Consider the following 18,069-nt stretch of genomic DNA (forward strand, 5'->3'; position numbering starts at 1 on the left):
AAAGAGAGAATGACATGAGACTCACCACCAGAATCGCGGCGATCGCCTCGGTCGGCGTGCTCGGCCTCGGGCTGACCGCCTGCGGGGCGGGGGACACGGCGGCCAACAGCGACACCACCCGTATCGGTGTCTCGGTGTACGACATGAGTTCGTTCATCACCGCGGGTAAGGAGGGCATGGAGGCCTATGCCAAGGACAACAACATCGAACTGATCTGGAACTCGGCCAACCTCGATGTCGCCACGCAGGCCAACCAGGTCGACTCGATGGTCAACCAGGGCGTCGACGCGATCATCGTGGTCCCGATCCAGGCGGACTCGCTGGGACCGCAGGTCGCCAGGGCAAAGTCCGAAGGCATCCCGCTGGTCGCGGTCAACGCGGCGCTGAACAACCCCGACGTCGCGGGCAGCGTGCAGCCTGACGACGTCGCCGCGGGCATGCAGGAGATGCAGATGATGGCCGACCACCTCGGTGGTCGCGGCAACATCGTCATCCTGCAGGGGCCGCTGGGTCAGTCCGGTGAGATCGACCGCACCAAGGGCATCGAGCAGGTACTGGCGAACTATCCGGAGATCAGGGTGCTGGCCAAGGACACCGCCAACTGGAAACGTGACGAGGCCGTCAACAAGATGAAGAACTGGATCTCCGGATTCGGAAATCAGATCGACGCCGTCGTCGCCGAGAACGACGACATGGGTCTCGGCGCGCTGCAGGCGCTCAAGGAATCGGGCCGCAACGGGGTGCCGATCGTCGGTATCGACGGTATCGAGGACGGTCTCAACGCGGTCAAGAGCGGTGAGTTCATCGGCACGTCCCTGCAGAACGGCACCGTCGAGCTCGCAGCGGGTCTCGCTGTGGCCAACGCGCTGGCCAAGGGTGAGGAGGTCAACACCGAGCCGGTGTATGTCATGCCCGCCATCACTCAGGACAACGTCGACGTGGCGATCGAGCACGTGGTCACCGAGCGGCAGCAGTTCCTCGACGGGCTGTCCGACCTGATCACCAAGAACCTCGAGACCGGCGACATCGCCTACGAGGGGATCCCGGGGCAGACTCAACCCTGACGGACCAAGCTGACGACGAGGACCGGCCCGCCATCGGGGCCGGTCCTCGTTGTCGTGAGCGGAAGTTGTCGTGAGCGGAAGTTGTCGTGAGCCGAAGTTGTCGTGGTGGTGGCGAGTTGACTCTGTCAGTGCCGTTGACGCCGGTGCCGTTGACGCATATCAGGTTGGGAACGCTGCACCGGTGTCAGCAACACGCTGAGCCACCCCAGCGTGAGCGCAGCCGCGAGCAGGCAACCCAGTGCGGTCGAGACCGGCGCCGAATCCACCTCGGCAGTCCGGTACCACCAGAAAGCCCCGACACCGGTCACAGTGGCGATTCCGCACAGGTAGGCTGCCGCGCAGCACCAGATGAAGCGGCGGAAGGTCAGCGCCGCAAGAGATATCAACGCAGCCGCGAGGAATAGCGAATCGGCGATCAACGCCGCCGCGTGCCCCAGGCGATACGCGTAGGTCGCGCTCGCCAGCGCTACGATGCCGAGGGTGACGGCCAGAGCAGAGCCGGCGCCTGCTCGCGGCGAACCGATCCACACTTCGCCCAGCACCCGGCGCTCGATGGACCGCAGGGTCGAATCGACATGTGATTCGACGGGGTCCTCACGGCGCATCAGCGTGCAGAAGCGGGCTCGGTGGCAACACGCCGACGTTTCATCGCGCCGACCAGCACATCGACCACGACGAAAGCGATCAGACTGACCCCCAACAACGGGATGAACCATCCGATCGCCGCGGCGGTGAGGACGACCGCGACGGCCACCGGCGGGTCTAGGCCGGCGAGGACGCCCCGCCGCGGCGGGCGACCCGCGATGCGGTCGCCACGGGTGGGCCGGCGGCGCCACCACATCACGTAGCCGAGAACCACGACCGCCGACAGGGCGGCACCCAACGCGACCAGAGCGAGTTGGTTCGCCAGGCCGAAGAGCAGGCCCATGTGCAGTTGAATGCCCCATGCGGTGAGCTTGGCGGCTACCGGCCAGTCGGCGAACCAGGACACGTCGGTGATCGTGCCGGAGGTCCCGTCGACGGCGACTGAGTTGTTCGACAGCACCCACGGCTGCCGGGTCTGCATGACCGTGAAGGCGGTGCCCGGCTCAGAAGGGACACCGACTTCGACCTTGCCGTCAATCCCGATGGCGCGGGCCGATTTGAGTACGAGGTCCACCTGGTCGACGGGCGGAGCGGGCGCGGGTGTGGCGGTGCTGTGGGCTGGGTCGCCATGAGCGGCGTGGCCGCCATCGTCGGCGTGCTGGTCTGTAGAGGTCGGCGCAGGGGCAGTGTCGTCCACGCTCAGCAGCGTGGACACCGTCGGGGTGGTCCACGACAGCGCGGACCGCAGCTCGCTGATGTTGGCGCCCGCGTAGGTCGACCACGTGAGACCGGTCGCTGAGAGGAACAGCAGTCCGCCCGCCATCCAAAAGCCCAGGGCGCCATGCCAGCCCAGCGTGCCGCGACGACCTTTGGCACTGTGGTCCACCGTGAGTAGCCGGGCGCGGGACGGCTCTCGGGACTTCATCCTGCGATACCGGCTGATCCACAGGTAGATCCCACCCAGGGCGATCGCCCAGAGCCATGAGGCAGCGAGTTCGCTGTAGATACGTCCCGGATCGCCCAGGTGAAGGCTGCGATGCAGATTGCTGATCCAGGTCCGCATGGGCAGTGCGCCACTGCTGCCGTAGACGGTCAACTCTCCCCGCGATGCGCCGGTGGCGGGGTCGACGAACACGGCATGACGTTGTGAGGGCCCGAGTGCGGGATCGGTGAACATCACCCGGGTGGTCTCACCCGGCTCGGTGGCCGGGCGCACCGCGACAACCGTCAGGTCGGGCCGAACCTGTTGGGCGGCGCGGATTTGATCGGCCACCGGCAGTGAGCTTGCGGCCTCGGCGGTGCGCAGGTAGTCCCGGTACACGATCTGCTCGATGCTCGGTGCCAGCGCGTACAACGCCCCGCTGAGCGCGGCGACGAGGATGAAGGGTCCGACGAAGACGCCGGCGTAGAAGTGCAGGCGCAGAAAGAACGATCGGCGGCCGTCGGAGCGCCGAGGTTTGGGATCGGCACTCTCTTCGGTTTCGGTCAGCGACATCGTGGCCTTTACTCTCGGCGAGGATTTCATGCCGGAGGCCGCTCGGGGTGGACGCGGGCCCGGTTCTGGACACACCGTCGCACAGCAGATCATGCTGAGCAAATGCGGGGCCGCTGGGGAACTTCCATGCCGACGTGACCGACTGATAGCGGTGAAGGCACTGCTCTCGGGGCAGTGCAAAGTGGTCAGGCTGCCGCCCAGGTCTGATCCAAGCGTCCCAGAATGCCGGTCCGTACCGACGAACTCGTGTTGTGAGCGCGAGGTCCGCGAAGATCTGTGAAGCGCCGGGAACTTCTACCCGGTAGGCGCGACTGAGACTACGAAGCGTTCTGTGAGGGCGAGTGCGGAGGCGTAGGTGGCGAAGTTCAGGCAACTCGGCAAACTCGAACGTGCGGTAATGGAGCAACTTTGGGACAGCGCCGCGCCCAAAACAGTGCGTGAGGTGCATGCGGCGCTCTGCGTGCGCCGGCCACTGGCCTACACCACGGTGATGACCGTGTTGCGCCGGTTGGCGGAAAAAGAGCTCGTCGACCAGATCCGCGACGAACGTGCGTTTCGATACATCGCGGCGGGCGGTCGTGACGAATTGATCGCCGGCCTGATGGTCGATGCGCTCGACGATGTGACGGAGAAGAGCCACCGACAAGCTGCTCTGATGAGTTTCGTCGGAAGGGTGGGGGCCGACGAGGCAGCCGCGTTGCGTCATGCGCTGACCCGATTGGAGAGCGGACGCGCCGGTGATGTGCGCGAACTGGAATCTGCTGGGAGTCAGCTGCTCTATCACTGAGAGTCGTTGCCCAACAGGCACTTCGATGGTTGAGGGCCTACTCGCGGGTGCGCGTCAGCTCGCGGAGCATGGCGTTGTAGGCGTCGAGATCGTCGTCGTAGCCGCTGTCGCTGTGCCTGTCGTGGCGGATGCCGGCGCGACGGTCCTGCCTGGCCCACTGAGCGACCAGCGCGATCACCACGATCACGACCGGCACCTCGCTGGCCCCCCACGCGATCGCCCCGCCCAAGTGCTGGTCGTCGGACAGGCTGGCCACCCAGGGCAAGGCGAGGTGTCCGTAGAAGCCGCCGCCGAGCGCCGAGGCCATCGTCATCGTCGCGATCCCGAAAAACGCGTGGAACGGCATGACCGCGAACAACAGTCCGAGTCGGGCCAGGAACGGCAGCCGCCTCGGACCGGGATCGATGCCGATGATGCCCCAGTAATAGAGATAACCGACCAGCAGGAAGTGCATGCTCATCAGTTCGTGGCCCCAGTGGTACCGGATCAACGTGTCGAACAGCGGTGTGAAGTAGACCAGGTACAGCGATCCCACGAACAGTGAAAAGGCGACGATCGGATTGGCCAGGAATCGGGTGCCCCGCGCATGCACCAGCCGCAGCACCCATTCGCGTGGGCCGGGTGGTTGACCACGGTGTGCTGCGGGCAGGGCCCGCAATGCGAGCGTGATCGGAGCGCCGAGTACCAGCAACACCGGGACGAACATGTTCAGGACCATGTGTTCGGCCATGTGCACGCTGAACATCGCCGACCCGTAGGAGCGCAGACCGGAACTCGTCGCGAGGAGCAGGAAAAGGCAGCCCAGGGTCCAGGTCAGGGTGCGACCGGGCGGCCAGACATCACCCCGACGTCGCAGTACGAGCACTCCCGCGCCATAGGCCAGTGCGAGTATCAATGACGCGATCCCGAACAGCGGGTCGAGGCGCCACGTGGTGAGGAGGTTGGCCGCGGTCACAGGTCCGGGCAGCCGATAGCCGAGAAATACATCCCAGACGGTGAAGTCGTGAACCAGGAACCTCGGTGCCGGTTGCACAGCCATCGCCGAGACCGCGGCGAGGACCACGACCATCGCCGCGGCACCGGCCACCGCCACCGGCCGCGGCGGCGTCGCCGTTCTGCGTACCAGCGCGACATCGGTTGCCAGGATTGCCGCGAGCAACAGCCCGGCTGTCAGCCCGAGACGCCCATACCCGGAGCCGAGAAGCTCTGTGCCGCGGACCATCACGAACAGCAGAACCGCGCCGTAGAGTATCGCTGCCGCACCGGCCACCACTGCGAGCCGCTGTCCCCGGCGCTCGGCGGGCGAGCCCGGTGCGGGTGTCAGCGAGGCGGCCATCTTGACACCGAAGAGCACCGCGAGGGCCAGTGCGAAGACGATGACCGCGCTGGTGGCGATGTCGTGGTCGGGACCCTCGCCGGCGTTGCCGGTAACCGCGGGGGCGATCACGCCGATGCCGGCCGGTATCAGCAGTGCGAGGTGGCCCGGCCACCGCAGGGTGAAACGAACTCCGACGGCGACCACCCCGGCTGCCACCGTGGCCGCGCCCCAGCCTCGTGCCGATTCCGATGCGGCCAGGGCGTCAGCGAGCGCGCCACTGGCAACCACCCGAGATACCGACACTCCGGAGGCGCTGGCGGTGTCAACGAGAACCATTGCCGCTGCCAGAACGAACCACACCACCGAGGCCCGCTCCACCCACAGGTGAAAGCGGAACGCCGCGGCGTCGATTCGACCTTCGTCATCTGGTACCGCGGTGGTGACCACGACGACGAGCAGCCCGAAGCAGAATGCTGCGGTGAGTGACGCTGCGAAGGAGCCCAGATACTCAGCGAGGTTGGTCACCGCGCCTGGGAAGCCCCGGCCCGTCGCTGAGAACCGGGCTGCCGCGGACGTTGAGGCGTAGCCGCCGACAGCGACCGCGACGGCGATCGTCCAGGCAGTCAGTGCCGGGCTCGCCCACCCTGCTCGCCTCGTCGGTCGGGTGCCCATATGGCCTCACCTGGACTTCCTGTCGACCATACGTTGACGTGCGTAGTCTACGACTGGTCGTCGTAGCTGTGATCAGGGAGGGATCGCGCCGATCGGGGTCGGGAACCATCAGCCCGGTGTGCGCGACAATGACGGTGTGAAGTGTGAGGTGGCTCGGGAAGCGCTGTCGGCGCGGCTCGACGGTGAGCGGGAGCCGGTTCCCTCCGTACGGGTCGACGAGCATCTCTCGGGCTGTGCTGAGTGCCGGCAGTGGTACGGCGCAGTCAGTGCCCAGGCCGACGCGCTGCGCCGGCTGGCGCGTCCGGAGTCACTGACGGCGGTCACTGCCCCCGGGCCCCGCCGGCACCCGAAGCCGCGTCCCGCGAACTGGCCGCGCTGGGCCCTGCTGGGCACCGGTCTGGCCCAGATCGCGCTGAGCATCGGGCAGGCGGCTGGGCTCAGCGTCGGTCTTTCGCACCACCACGGCGCCAGCCCAGGGGGGCACCTTCTCAACGAGTCCACCGCATGGTCGCTTGCGCTAGGGGTCGTCATGGTGGTCGCGGCGCGCTGGCCGACGGCGGCCGCGGGTCTGGCAGGTGTCCTCTCCGCATTCGCCATCGCGCTCGCGGTCTACATCGTCATCGATGCCCTTTCCGGGGCGGTGACGGTGACGCGTGTGCTCACCCACGTGCCCGTCCTCGTCGGTGCCTGCCTGGCGATACTGCTATGGCGACGATCGTCGACGAGTCCACCGACTCCTGAGCAGGGCGCCGCAGACGCGGAGATCGTGTTGCCGCGCAATGCTTCTCGCGGCCGTCAACGTGGTCACCTGTGGCCCACCGACGGGTCGGCGGCCTGATCGTCACAGCATCACGGCGAACATGATGGCCATACCTGCCGCCATCATCGCCTGGCACAGAATGCCGAAGAACTGCCGCGGCCGTGCGGTCGGCTCCGCGTGGCGCCGCGCGAAGTACAGATAGAGCCACCAAGCGGTGGCCACCGCGAAACCGACGGCGCACAGCCAGTTCAGGCCGTCGATGAACAGCGGTGCCGCCGTGTCGGCGGCGTCCATGCCCGGCAACGAATGTGACCCGTGATGCCCGCCGTGGCCGGCGCCGGCGCTGACACCGTCGGCAGGGTGCGGTATCAGTCGGCCACTCATCACCGCATACATCCAGGACATCGCCAGCATCATGGCTGCGTGATAGGCGTTGACCGCGCGGTGTCCGGGTTGGACAGCTGTGCTGCCGGCGAACCACAGGGTTGCTGCGAGGAAGAACAGCATCGGTGCGGTCGTGGGCAGCGCCGCTCCCGACGGCCAGGCCATGACCGCCATTGCCACGGCCATCGCGGCATGCAGCGCGTGACCGAGTGCACGGTGCCATGTGCGGCGATCGGACACGATCGCCCCGAGGCAGTCAGCGGCGCTGATGACGAACAGGGCTGTCACCAGCCACCGCAGCAGGGCATCGTCGATCATCTCGGCGTCGTCGATGCCTCGACCATCACGTCGTCGCCATCGTCGTCCGATGTGACCCGTCCAACCGGTACCCCGCCGTCGTCATCAGCGACCTGCGTGATCACCGGCCCCGGCTCTACTTGCGTTGCGGCGCCTGGCTTGCCTGTCGAGCGTCGACGGATGCTCAGAACTGTCTCCGCGGCGAGGACCACGAGCAGTGACACCCCGAAGACGGGGTAGATCACCCCGAGCGCAACTGCGGCCGCCGATACGGCGATGACTGCGCGCCTGGGGGTTTCGGCGCGCGTGCCGGCGCTGGCCGGGCCGGGCAATCCACTCTTGCCCGGAGGCCGCCGCTTCCACCACATCAGCACACCGGTCACCACACTGAGGATCACGCCGAGCGCGGCGACGGTGGCCATGATCCGGGTCAGGATGCCGTACTGGTTGCCCATGTGCATCGCGATGCCGAAGCTGGTCAGACGCGCCAGGGCGCCGTCCTGGTCGGCGGTGGCGTTGGTGATGGTCGCTCCGGTGAACTGATTCAGGTACAGCGTGCGCTGTTCGGAGATCTTCTGTGGCCATGCGTTGACGACGGCATAGGGGCCATAGACGGTTTCGCCGTCCCGCGTCGAGTCGGCGGGCGGGATGATGGCGTAGCCAGGCACCATGCCTTCGTCGTCGGCGATCCGGTTCACGTCGTCGAGCGACAGTTGCGCCGGCGCCGATCCGGTCACCGCTGACGCGTACATCGGGTCGTCCTGAGCCGCCCAGGCGATGCGTCGCCCGAGCCGGTCATAGTCACCCAGGACGGCGGGCGTCGAGGGGGCGTCCACCGAGACCGAGGGCGCGACATGCGCCGAGAATGCACGCCAGTTCTCACCCCAGTACCGCGACCATGTGAGCCCGGACAGCACGTAGCCGATGAGGATGACCGCAATGACGACACCGGTCAGGGCGTGTAGATCACGCCATCGGATCCTGCCCTTCTTGCTCCACCGGACACGCAGCAGCGGTTTGGCCGATTCGATGGCGCGCGGCCACCAGAGGTAGATGCCGCTGGCAAGCAGGACAAGAATCCACACAGCGCTGAGTTCCAGCCAGAGATTTCCGACCCCGACCGGGATGGTGGCCTCGGGGTAGGACGATGGGTCGATCAGATGCCCGAGTGAAGGCAGTTGCACCTGCGGACCGTCGTTGCCGAACAGGCGATGCAACTGGTTGGCCCAGCCGACGACGCCCGACAACTCTTCACGCTGTCCCAGGTACCCGCCCGTGTACGGGTCGACGAACACCTGGGTGGCGTTGCCCTCGCCGTGCGGATACGGCGGATCTTCGGGGTTCACGAAGTCGACCCGCGTCGACCTGTCGGGTGCTGCCGGGGGAGTGATCGCATCCAGGTGGAAGTCCGCGCTGACGTGGCCGGTCGCGACCTGTAGTTGTGTGTCGAGCGGGACTGTCGTGGTCCCCTGGTCGACGAGGAACAGATCCCGGTTCAACCAGTCGTTGATCGGCTGGCTGTAGAGAATGACCAAACCGGAACAGGCCAGAACCACCAGCATCGGGGCGGCGAACAAGCCCACCCAGAAGTGCAGACGCCAGATCCGCCGCAGAACGGCGGCGTCCCCTCGTCGAGTCGTGTTCACCGTCGTCGTCATTGAATCCCCTAGGGCCGGGCCGGTCTGGCTGCCAGGCACTGGCATCCTCGGCATCGCAGACTTAGTCGCACGATCACAGGGTTTGGTTCCCACCCGGACGACGACGGCGCGCCCGGGTGGGACCCGAGCGCGCCGAGATGTCGTGTGGTTAGCGGGCGGTGGCCGCGGCGTAGCGCTGCGACACGGTGTTCCAGTCCACCACCTGCCACCAATCGCCCAGGTACTCGCCTCGGCGGTTCTGGTGCTTGAGGTAGTAGGCGTGCTCCCACACGTCGTTCCCGAGCAGCGGAGTGCCCCTGACATCGGCGACGTCCATCAGCGGGTTGTCCTGATTGGGTGTGGATGTGACGGCCAGGTCACCGTTGCCGTCTACCACCAACCATGCCCACCCCGATCCGAAGCGCTTGGTTCCGGCGTCATTGAATTCGGCGGTGAAGGCGTCCAGTGAACCGAATTGGCGATCGATGGCACTCTGCAGCTCCGCCGACGGCGCGCCGCCCTGGCCCGGTGCGGCCATGGTGGTCCAGAAGAAGCTGTGGTTCCAGTGGCCGCCGGCGTTGTTGCGCACCACCGCGGGGAGCGTGCCCGCGGTGGCGACCAGATCCTCCACGGACCGGCCCTGCAGCGACGGGTCGGCGCTGACCGCTGCGTTGAGTGCGTCCACGTAGGCCCGGTGGTGCTTGTCGTGATGCAGCGTCATCGTTTCGGTGTCGATGACGGGCTCCAGAGCGCTGGATGCGTAGGGGAGAGCAGGCAGTGTGAACGCCTGCTGCGCATGCGCCGGCGGCGCCTGGTGGGTGGCTGCAACCCCTGGCGCGACCAGGGCGGCGACAGCGGCGAGGGCAAGGGCGAGGCGGTGTCTCATGTGTTCCTTCTTCCCCGGCAGTTCGGTGTTCAAGCAGAAACGCGGTCACGATCGGCGCTCAGCACCGAAACGACCCGGCACCGAAACGACTCAGCACCGAAACGACTAGTCGGGACCGAAACTGCGAAGTCGCAAGCTGTTCGACACCACGAAGAAGGACGAGAAGGCCATCGCAGCGCCGGCGATCAACGGATTGAGCAGGCCGGCCGCCGCCACCGGAATCGCCGCGACGTTGTACCCGAACGCCCACACGAGATTCACCTTGATGGTGCGCATCGTGGCTTCTGCCAGGCCCAGCGCCGTCGGAACCACCCTGAGATCGTCACGGACCAGGATCACGTCGGCGGCGCCGATCGCGACATCCGCGCCGCGGCCGATCGCCATCCCGAGATCGGCGCAGGCCAGTGCTGGACCGTCATTGATTCCGTCGCCGACCATGGCCACCACCCGGCCCTGCGCACGCAGTTGTTCGACCACGTCGACCTTACCGTCGGGCAGCACATCGGCGATCACTTCTTCGATGCCGACCACCGCGGCGACCGCCGCCGCAGATGCCGGATTGTCCCCGGTCAGCAGCACCGTCCGAAGGTCTTTGGCGTGTAACGCGCTGACGGCCTCGGCGGCCGAGTCCCTGATCCTGTCCGAGACGGCGATCACACCGCAGACCTGACCGTCCACTTCGACGTAAGCTACTGTCTCGCCGTGGGATTCGGCTTGCCGGCGCGCGTTGGAAAGGGCGACGGTGACACCGGACGGCGCGATCCAGGACGGCTTGCCGACCCGCACAGCTCGACCGGAGACGGTACCGCTGACGCCGCGGCCGGCCGCCGAGTGGAAATCCTCGACGTCGGCACATCGTTCAACCGCCGTGCAGATGGCCAGCGCGACGGCGTGCTCGGACGCCGATTCAACTGCAGCGGCGAACGCCAAGACGTCCTCACCGCGCCACCCGACTGCAGGTGTCACGGCGCTGACGGTCAACCGGCCGGTGGTCAAGGTCCCGGTCTTGTCGAACACGACGGTGTCAACAGAGCGGGTGGTCTCCAAGGACCGGTAGCCCTTGATGAAGATCCCCAGCTGGGCACCCCGTCCGGAGGCCACCATCATCGCGGTTGGTGTTGCCAATCCCAGGGCGCACGGGCATGCGATCACCACCACAGCCAGTGCGGCCGAAACCGCCCGGTCCGGAGTCGCGCCGACGAGCAGCCAGCCGCCCGCGGTCAGTGCCGCGATCACGAAGACGCAGGGCACGAATACCGAGGCGACCCGGTCGGCGAGTCGCTGCGCGTCGGCCTTCTCGGCCTGCGCTTCTTCGACCAGGCGGACCATCCCGGCGAACTGGGTGTCGGCGCCGACGGCGGCGGCTTCGACGACGAGACGCCCGTCGAGCACGACCGTCCCCCCGACCACGTTGTCACCGCTGCGGACACGCTGTGGTCTGGCTTCACCGGTCATCGCGCTCATGTCGACTGCGGCCGAACCGTCGATGACCAAGCCGTCGGCGGCGATGGTCTGGCCGGGCCGCACCACGAACCGGTGCTGTTCGGCGAGTTCGTCGACCGGGATGACCAACTCCGATCCGTCCGCAAGCAGGATCGAGACATCCTTGGCGCTCAGCGCCGCGAGCGCGCGCAGGGCACTTCCCGCCTTGGATTTGGCGCGCGCCTCAAAATACCGGCCTGCCAGCACGAAGACGGTGACACCGGCTGCGACCTCGAAGTAGATGGCGTCGCTGCCCAGCAGCGCCTGCCATATCCCGGTGCCCTCGACAGCGTGGTTCGTGCCGAACACCGTGTAGAGCGACCACACAGACGCCGTGGCGATCCCGACCGAGATCAGGGTCTCCATCGAGGCCGTGCCGTGGCGTGCCCTGCGCAGCGCGGTCCGGTGGAACGGCCATGCCGCCCAGGTCACCACGGGCAGAGCCAGCGCCGTCAACACCCACTCCCAGCCGGCGAAGCGGGTGCTCGGCACCACTGCGAACATCACCGAAAGGTCGGCGAGGGGAACGAACAGCACGGCGGCCACCGCCAGGCGCAGAAGCAGGCTTCTGGCGTGGTCGGCGTCCGGGTCTGCCGCGTCGTCCGCGCCGACCTGGCGCGGGCGGGCGTCGTAGCCGGCGTTACGGATGGCTTCGCAGAGGATGTCGGCGTCGATGCCAGCCGGCGCTTGCACGGTGGCCACCCGGGTGGCGAAGTTCACCGAAGCGCGTACTTCGGGCAGCTTGTTCAGGACGACCTGCACGCGGCTCGCGCAAGCGCCGCAGGACATACCGTCCACGTCGAACTGGAGCCGCGTCGACTCGCGTTCTGGGTATTCGGCCACCGTGATGTCGGTCGACGTCGTGGTGCTCACCTCCTGCACTGTACGAATCCTCCCGATGGCCCTTCGATATCGGTCGTCGGGGTACGGCGAGAAGTTCCCAGGGATCATCACATAGTCTCTGCTGGTGACCATGGCCGGCGACGACGACCGAGTGACCCTGCTGGCAAAGGCGGCCGGCCGGGGTGATCGGGAGGCGCTCACCGAGTTCATCGAGGCCACCCGGCGCGATGTCTGGCGGACCATCGCCTACCTTTCGGATCCGGGCAGTGCCGAGGATCTGACCCAAGAGACCTACCTGCGCGCCATCAAGTCACTCCCGCGGTTCAGCGGCCGGTCGACGGCCAAGACCTGGCTGCTCTCGATCGCGCGGCGTGTCGTCATCGATCAGATCCGGTACAACTCGTCGCGTCCGCGTCCGGCGTATGTCGTCGACCTGGATGACGTCCTGGGCGGCGGGCGCATCGAGAACATGGTCGAGATCCGGATCCTGCTCGATGCGCTCGACCCTGAGCGTCGCGAGGCACTTGTGCTCACCCAGGTCATGGGTATGACGTATGCCGAAGCCGCCGAGGTGTGTGGCTGCCCCATCGGAACCATCCGCTCGCGGGTCGCCCGCGCCCGGGACGAATTATTGCGTGCGGTGACCGAGGACGACCGCACCGGCTGATTGCGCACCGCCGGTCGCAACGGTGACCGGGAATCGACCCGGTCGGTTGACGACGATCTCGCGCCAGGGCCGTGAATCCCCGTTGCGGTGGATGTCTGAACACGCCGCGCCCGCACTGCAGATCGGCGTTCGAGGCCGACTCCGCTTCAACCATCTACTATGTGGGTACGTAGTTACCTGACCGATCTCCCCGACACCGATAGTTGTGATGGAATTGCTGGCTGGACACCGAAAACTCGTCGCTGTAACCGTATTCGTGGCGGTGGGCATGCTCGTGACGGCATCGCAGGCCAGTGTGTTCACTTCACGGTCGTCGCACGCGGCGGCGGTTGCGGACATGCTGGAGGCTGACGACGCCTCCGGCCAGGCCGCCGCACCGGTGTCGATCGACATCCAGCCCCGAGATGGGTTCACCGGAGTCCTCCCGGTCGGCCAGGTCAAGGTCGAGGCATCCTCGGGCACGCTGGCGGATGTGCGCATGCACAACGAACAGGGCAGGGCCGTCGCGGGTCGGATGGCGGCGGACCGGTCCAGTTGGGAACCGGCCGAGCCGCTGGGGTACGGACGGACCTACGCCCTCACCGCGACCGCTGCCGGCACCGACGGCGGCATGGTCACGCGGAACTCGCAGTTCTCGACCGTGTCACCGCAGGGACAGGTGGGGGTGACGCTGGGCATGACCTCGGGCGCGCCGTTGTCCGATGGAGGCGTCTACGGCGTCGGGACCGTCATCGTCGCCACCTTCGACTCCGGCATCGTGGATCGCGCCGCCGCCGAGAAGCGGCTGCGCGTGACGACGTCCCCCGACGTGCAGGGCGCGTGGTCGTGGATCAATGACCGCAAGGCCCATTGGCGCCCGCGTGAGTACTTCCCGTCCGGCACCGAGGTGAAGGTCAAGGCAGACCTGTACGGAACCGATTTGGGCGGTGGTCTTTTCGGTGACCGGGACAGGGAGGTCAGCTTCCGCATCGGGCCGTCACGCATCGCAATCGCCGATGACAAGACCAAACAGGTCGAGGTCTTCGAGAACGGGAAACTGATCCGGACGATGCCGACGTCGATGGGCCGAGGCGGGACGGAGACCGTCGGAGGCAGGACCATCGCGTTCTGGACCCAGCCGGGCGTGTACACAGTGATGGAGAAGCAGAACCCGGTGCTGATGGATTCGTCGACGTACGGTTTACCGGTCGATTCGGCCTCCGGGTACAAGATCAGCGTCCCGCACGCGGTGCGGATCAGCCCCAACGGGATCTACCTGCACGAGCGCGAGGCGACGGTGTGGGCGCAGGGGAACACCAACGTGTCCGCGGGATGTCTGAACCTGAGTGCGGAGAATGCGCAGTGGTACTACGAATTCGCCAACCCCGGGGACGTGGTGGAGGTCCGCAACACCGGCGGAGCCCCGTTGCCGCAGTGGAACAACGGGGATTGGAGCGTGCCGTGGGAGCAGTGGGTCGCGGGCAGTGCGCTGAACTCGTGACCCGCCGGGCGCGCCACACGTGAGCGCCCCGCTGTACTGGCTCGGGCCGAGCGGTCCGTCACGCCTGGTGCGGGAGCTGCTGGCCGCCGGGATAGGGATACTATCTACGTAGATGCCCCGTAGATTGTCCCTGGCGTTGCCCTCGTCGGGAGAGACCTGCGGACGGAAAGGACCGTACTCATGTCTTCTCTGACAAGGATTCTGGCCACGCTCTTCGTGGTCATCACCGTGGCGATCGGCGCCGGTGTGTACCTCTCGAGTCGGGACTCCGCGCCGGGTGAGATGCCGGCCGGCGCGCAGGTGGTCCGCGACAGCAGCCATCGGCTCAATTCCGTGCCCGACAGCGACGTGACGTTCGTCGAGTTTCTCGATTTCGAGTGCGAAGGCTGTCGGGCGGCGTTCCCGGTCGTCGAGCAACTACGCGAACAGTACGGTCAACGGGTCAACTTCGTCGCGCGCTACTTCCCGATGCCCGGTCATGTCAACGGAGAGCGCGCGGCGCGCGCCGTCGAAGCCGCGGCGCAGCAGGATCGCTTCGAGGACATGTACCGGAAGATGTTCGACACCCAATCCCAGTGGGGTGAACGGCAGGAACCGGCTGATGATGTATTCCGGGGTTTCGCAGCCGATCTCGCGCTCGACCTGACCGCCTTCGACGAGGTGTACAACGCTGCCGAAACCCTTGACCGCATCAACGAGGACGTCGCCGACGGCACCGCGTTGGGGGTGCGGGGCACTCCCACGTTCTTCCTCGACGGGGAGCAGCTGCAGATCAGGACGTATGAAGATCTGGGGGCCGCGATCGAACAGGCGCTGCGGGGGTGATGTCGTACCCCGCTGGCATGCTGGGGCCATGTCTCCCGGTGTCGGCTCATCTGCGGTTGCAGCGAGTCCTGATGAGCGTCTTGGGCTGCTGTTCGAAGAGTTGGCCGAGTTGACGGGACAGCGCAACGCGATCGACGGCCGCATCGTCGAGATCGTCGCCGAGATCGATGGTGACGAGTTGTGGGGAGGCACCGGTTGTCGGTCGGTTGAAGCGTTGGTGGCGTGGAAGACCGGTTGTTCTCCGCGCAACGCTGAGACGGTGACGGCGATCGCCGACCGCATCAGGGGGTTCCCGCGCTGTGTGGCCGCCTTGCGGGAAGGTCGGTTGTCGTTGGATCAGGTCGGGGTGATCGTCGAGCGCGGCGGCGAGGGATCGGACGACCACTACATCGAGTTGGCCGAGAATGCGACGGTGGCGCAGTTGCGTACGGCGATCAAGCTGGAGCCACAGCCAGCGCCCACGTCGCGCCCGGAGCCGCGGCCGGGGATCAGCAAGAGCGCCAAGGGCGAGTTGACTTGCTGGACAATCACATTGCCGACGATCGCCTCGGCGAAGTTCGAGGCCGCGCTGGCGTCGCAGCATGACGGGTTGATCGCCGAGTGGAGACGCGACCACGCAGAGACCGACGGGCCACTCGACGACGAACTCGACGTCGGCGAGCGCGCGGACACCGACGGTGATGCTCCCGGCGTGCGTCCGCCGATGCCCAAGCGGGTGGATGCATTCCTGGCATTGGTCGACGCAGGATGGGACACCGACGTGGCGCGTCGGCCGCACGGGCAGCGCACCACAGTGGTGGTTCATGTCGATGTCCGAGACAAGGTCGGTTCACTGCACCTGGGTCCGCTGCTCACCGCTGCCGAACGCCGGTATCTGGGCTGTGATGCCACCTGTGAAGTGTGGTTCGAACGCCACGGTCAGGTGATCGGGTCCGGGCGCAGCACCCGCACGATCAGTCGGCGGTTGCGTCGCGCGCTCGAACACCGCCACCCGACGTGCGCGGTGCCCGGGTGTGGCGCCAGCCGCGGGTTGCACGCCCATCACATCCGGCATTGGGAGGACGGTGGGGAAACCGAGCTCGACAATCTGGTGCTGGTGTGTCCGTGGCATCACCGCCAACACCATTGTGGGGCCATCACCATCACCGGACCCGCCCCGGCCGTCACCGTCACCGACCGTGCCGGGCGCACACTGCACGCCGGCTCGCTGGCGCGGCCACCCAGCACACCCCCACCGGATGTCCCGCCTTATCGCGGTCCGACCGGGGAACGCGCAGACTGGTGGTGGTACGACCCCTACGAACCGCGACCGCCGGCGACCAACTGAGTCACTGTGCGGGCCCTGAAAATAGTTGGTGCAGAGCGATATCTGTGTCTCGGATGACGTGCGATCAGACCGCGTACTCGTCCGCTACGGTGAGCGCGGAGTCGAGGATGCGAAGGCCCTCAGCGACTTCGTCATCGGTGACGTTGCATGGTGGCACCGCATGGATCCGGTTGAAGTTCGCGAACGGCAGCAGCCCGCCGGACTTGCACGCCGCCAGCACCGCCGCCATGGCCGGGCTGGACCCACCGTAGGGAGCGAGCGGCTCGCGGGTCCGCTGATCGGCAACCAGCTCGATGGCCCAGAACACGCCGAGCCCACGTACCTCGCCGACGGAGCGGTGCCGGGCGGCCAGCTCACGCAGCCCGGGGCCGAGAACCTGCTCGCCGATCCGCGCGGCGTTGGCGACCATGCCCTCGTCCTCCATCGCGGCGATCGTTGCGACGGCACACGCGGTTGCCAGTGGATGCCCGGAATAGGTCAGACCGCCCGGGTAGGCACGGTCGGCGAACGTCGAGTAGATCGCCTCGTTGATGGCCACGCCGCCGAGGGGCACATAACCGGAGGTGATCCCCTTGGCGAAGGTGATCAGGTCCGGCACGACCTCGAAATTATCGATCGCGAACCACGCTCCGGTACGGCCGAATCCGGCCATCACCTCGTCGGCGATGAACACGATGCCGTGCCGGTCGCAGATCTCGCGGACCCCGGCCAGATAGCCGGGCGGGGGCACCATGATGCCTGCGGTGCCGGGAACTGATTCCACGATGATCGCGGCGATCGTCGACGGTCCCTCCATCTGGATCAGGCGATCGAGGTGGGCCAGTGCGCGCTGGGATTCCTGTTCCTCGGTCTCGGCGTGGAACGTCGAGCGGTACAAAAACGGGCCGTCGAAGTGGACGATCCCGGCGTTGCCGTGATCGTTGGGCCAGCGGCGGGGGTCACCGGTGAGGTTGATCGCAGTCTCGGTGCCGCCGTGATAGGAGCGGTACCGAGACAGCACCTTGTAGCGGCCGGTGTGCAGCCGCGCCATCCGCACCGCGTGCTCGACAGCGTCCGCGCCGCCATTGGTGAAGAAGATGCGGTTCAGATCGCCCGGTGTGCGTTCGGCGATCAGCCGGGCCGCCTCCGAGCGGGCGTCGTTGACGTGCTGCGGGGCGATCGTGCACAGCGTGGCCGCCTGTTCTGCAATGGCGGCAACGACTTTCGGGTGCTGGTGGCCGATATTGGTGTTGACCAGCTGGGACGAGAAGTCGAGCAGCTTGTTACCGTCGCCGTCCCAGACGTAGGAGCCGCGGGCGGCCAGTACCGTCATCGGGTTGATCTGCGCCTGCGCCGACCACGAGTGGAAGACGTGCTTGCGATCCAACTCATAGGCGCGCTTGCCGCGCGCGATCGCCGCGTCGAGATCCTCGCCGGTGGGCAGCGAAGCGCGGGGCTGTTCGGTGATGGTCACTGTCGATCCTTTGACGAGACGTGAGGGCGGGCCGGGATGGGGGAGACGCGAGGCGCGAGGCGCGAGAAGCGGGGGGGGCTCACCACCGCGAACGTGCGTGTCTGCGG

General features: G+C 66.9%; 15 protein-coding genes. 7 read left to right on the top strand and 8 right to left on the bottom strand.

Features of this window, described 5'->3' with window-relative positions:
• The first annotated feature begins 14 nt into the window (after positions 1-14).
• Complete coding sequence (locus tag ACNUDN_RS08380) at positions 15-1,064, top strand: substrate-binding domain-containing protein (RefSeq protein ID WP_419121512.1); 1,050 nt, start codon at positions 15-17, stop codon at positions 1,062-1,064.
• 125 nt (positions 1,065-1,189) lie between these two features.
• Here ACNUDN_RS08380 and ACNUDN_RS08385 read toward each other — a convergent pair whose 3' ends face one another.
• Together ACNUDN_RS08385 and ACNUDN_RS08390 are read right to left on the bottom strand one after the other, a co-directional pair.
• Positions 1,190-1,669: a hypothetical protein gene (locus tag ACNUDN_RS08385; RefSeq protein WP_419121513.1), complete on the bottom strand. Its 480-nt coding sequence runs from the start codon at positions 1,667-1,669 to the stop codon at positions 1,190-1,192.
• Complete coding sequence (locus tag ACNUDN_RS08390) at positions 1,669-3,144, bottom strand: PepSY-associated TM helix domain-containing protein (RefSeq protein WP_419121514.1); 1,476 nt, start codon at positions 3,142-3,144, stop codon at positions 1,669-1,671. Before ACNUDN_RS08390 ends, ACNUDN_RS08385 begins: the two co-directional genes overlap by 1 nt.
• 355 nt (positions 3,145-3,499) lie before the next feature.
• On the opposite strand from ACNUDN_RS08390, the gene ACNUDN_RS08395 reads away from it, so the two are divergent.
• The gene (locus tag ACNUDN_RS08395) at positions 3,500-3,931 is read left to right on the top strand and encodes a BlaI/MecI/CopY family transcriptional regulator (protein ID WP_419121515.1); all 432 of its coding nucleotides are present in this window, start codon (positions 3,500-3,502) and stop codon (positions 3,929-3,931) included.
• Positions 3,932-3,968: 37 nt separating this feature from the next.
• On the opposite strand, the gene ACNUDN_RS08400 is transcribed toward ACNUDN_RS08395, so the two are convergent.
• Positions 3,969-5,921 carry a cytochrome c oxidase assembly protein gene (locus ACNUDN_RS08400; RefSeq protein WP_419121516.1) on the bottom strand — a complete coding sequence of 651 codons (1,953 nt, stop codon included), beginning with the start codon at positions 5,919-5,921 and terminating at the stop codon, positions 3,969-3,971.
• 136 nt (positions 5,922-6,057) lie between these two features.
• On the opposite strand from ACNUDN_RS08400, the gene ACNUDN_RS08405 reads away from it, so the two are divergent.
• Positions 6,058-6,759 carry a zf-HC2 domain-containing protein gene (locus tag ACNUDN_RS08405; protein WP_419121517.1) on the top strand — a complete coding sequence of 234 codons (702 nt, stop codon included), beginning with the start codon at positions 6,058-6,060 and terminating at the stop codon, positions 6,757-6,759.
• Between the two features lie 3 nt (positions 6,760-6,762).
• Here the strand turns inward: ACNUDN_RS08405 and ACNUDN_RS08410 are convergent, their stop codons facing one another.
• From ACNUDN_RS08410 to ACNUDN_RS08425, 4 genes are all read right to left on the bottom strand, one after another.
• Positions 6,763-7,383 carry a DUF5134 domain-containing protein gene (locus tag ACNUDN_RS08410; RefSeq protein ID WP_419121518.1) on the bottom strand — a complete coding sequence of 207 codons (621 nt, stop codon included), beginning with the start codon at positions 7,381-7,383 and terminating at the stop codon, positions 6,763-6,765.
• Complete coding sequence (locus tag ACNUDN_RS08415) at positions 7,380-9,020, bottom strand: PepSY-associated TM helix domain-containing protein (RefSeq protein WP_419121519.1); 1,641 nt, start codon at positions 9,018-9,020, stop codon at positions 7,380-7,382. Before ACNUDN_RS08415 ends, ACNUDN_RS08410 begins: the two co-directional genes overlap by 4 nt.
• A 148-nt stretch (positions 9,021-9,168) precedes the next feature.
• A complete protein-coding gene (locus tag ACNUDN_RS08420; protein ID WP_419121520.1) occupies positions 9,169-9,885 on the bottom strand; it encodes a superoxide dismutase in 717 nt (238 codons plus the stop codon).
• A gap of 105 nt (positions 9,886-9,990) precedes the next feature.
• Positions 9,991-12,216, bottom strand: a complete 2,226-nt coding sequence (locus tag ACNUDN_RS08425) for a heavy metal translocating P-type ATPase (RefSeq protein WP_419125067.1) — start codon at positions 12,214-12,216, stop codon at positions 9,991-9,993.
• Positions 12,217-12,340: 124 nt separating this feature from the next.
• Here ACNUDN_RS08425 and ACNUDN_RS08430 point away from each other — a divergent pair, with 124 nt between their 5' ends.
• The 4 genes from ACNUDN_RS08430 (at position 12,341) to ACNUDN_RS08445 (ending at position 16,509) form a co-directional block, all read left to right on the top strand.
• Complete coding sequence (locus ACNUDN_RS08430; protein ID WP_419125068.1) at positions 12,341-12,877, top strand: sigma-70 family RNA polymerase sigma factor; 537 nt, start codon at positions 12,341-12,343, stop codon at positions 12,875-12,877.
• Between the two features lie 208 nt (positions 12,878-13,085).
• A complete protein-coding gene (locus tag ACNUDN_RS08435; RefSeq protein ID WP_431959674.1) occupies positions 13,086-14,357 on the top strand; it encodes a L,D-transpeptidase in 1,272 nt (423 codons plus the stop codon).
• Positions 14,358-14,537: 180 nt separating this feature from the next.
• Positions 14,538-15,182, top strand: a complete 645-nt coding sequence (locus ACNUDN_RS08440) for a DsbA family protein (protein ID WP_419121521.1) — start codon at positions 14,538-14,540, stop codon at positions 15,180-15,182.
• Between the two features lie 28 nt (positions 15,183-15,210).
• A complete protein-coding gene (locus ACNUDN_RS08445; RefSeq protein WP_419121522.1) occupies positions 15,211-16,509 on the top strand; it encodes an HNH endonuclease signature motif containing protein in 1,299 nt (432 codons plus the stop codon).
• A 64-nt stretch (positions 16,510-16,573) separates the two neighbouring features.
• Here the strand turns inward: ACNUDN_RS08445 and ACNUDN_RS08450 are convergent, their stop codons facing one another.
• Positions 16,574-17,962, bottom strand: coding sequence for an aspartate aminotransferase family protein (locus tag ACNUDN_RS08450; protein WP_419121523.1), 1,389 nt, complete (start codon positions 17,960-17,962; stop codon positions 16,574-16,576).
• Positions 17,963-18,069: the final 107 nt, after the last annotated feature.

This window comes from Mycobacterium sp. smrl_JER01, assembly GCF_048513595.2.
GTDB lineage: Bacteria > Actinomycetota > Actinomycetes > Mycobacteriales > Mycobacteriaceae > Mycobacterium.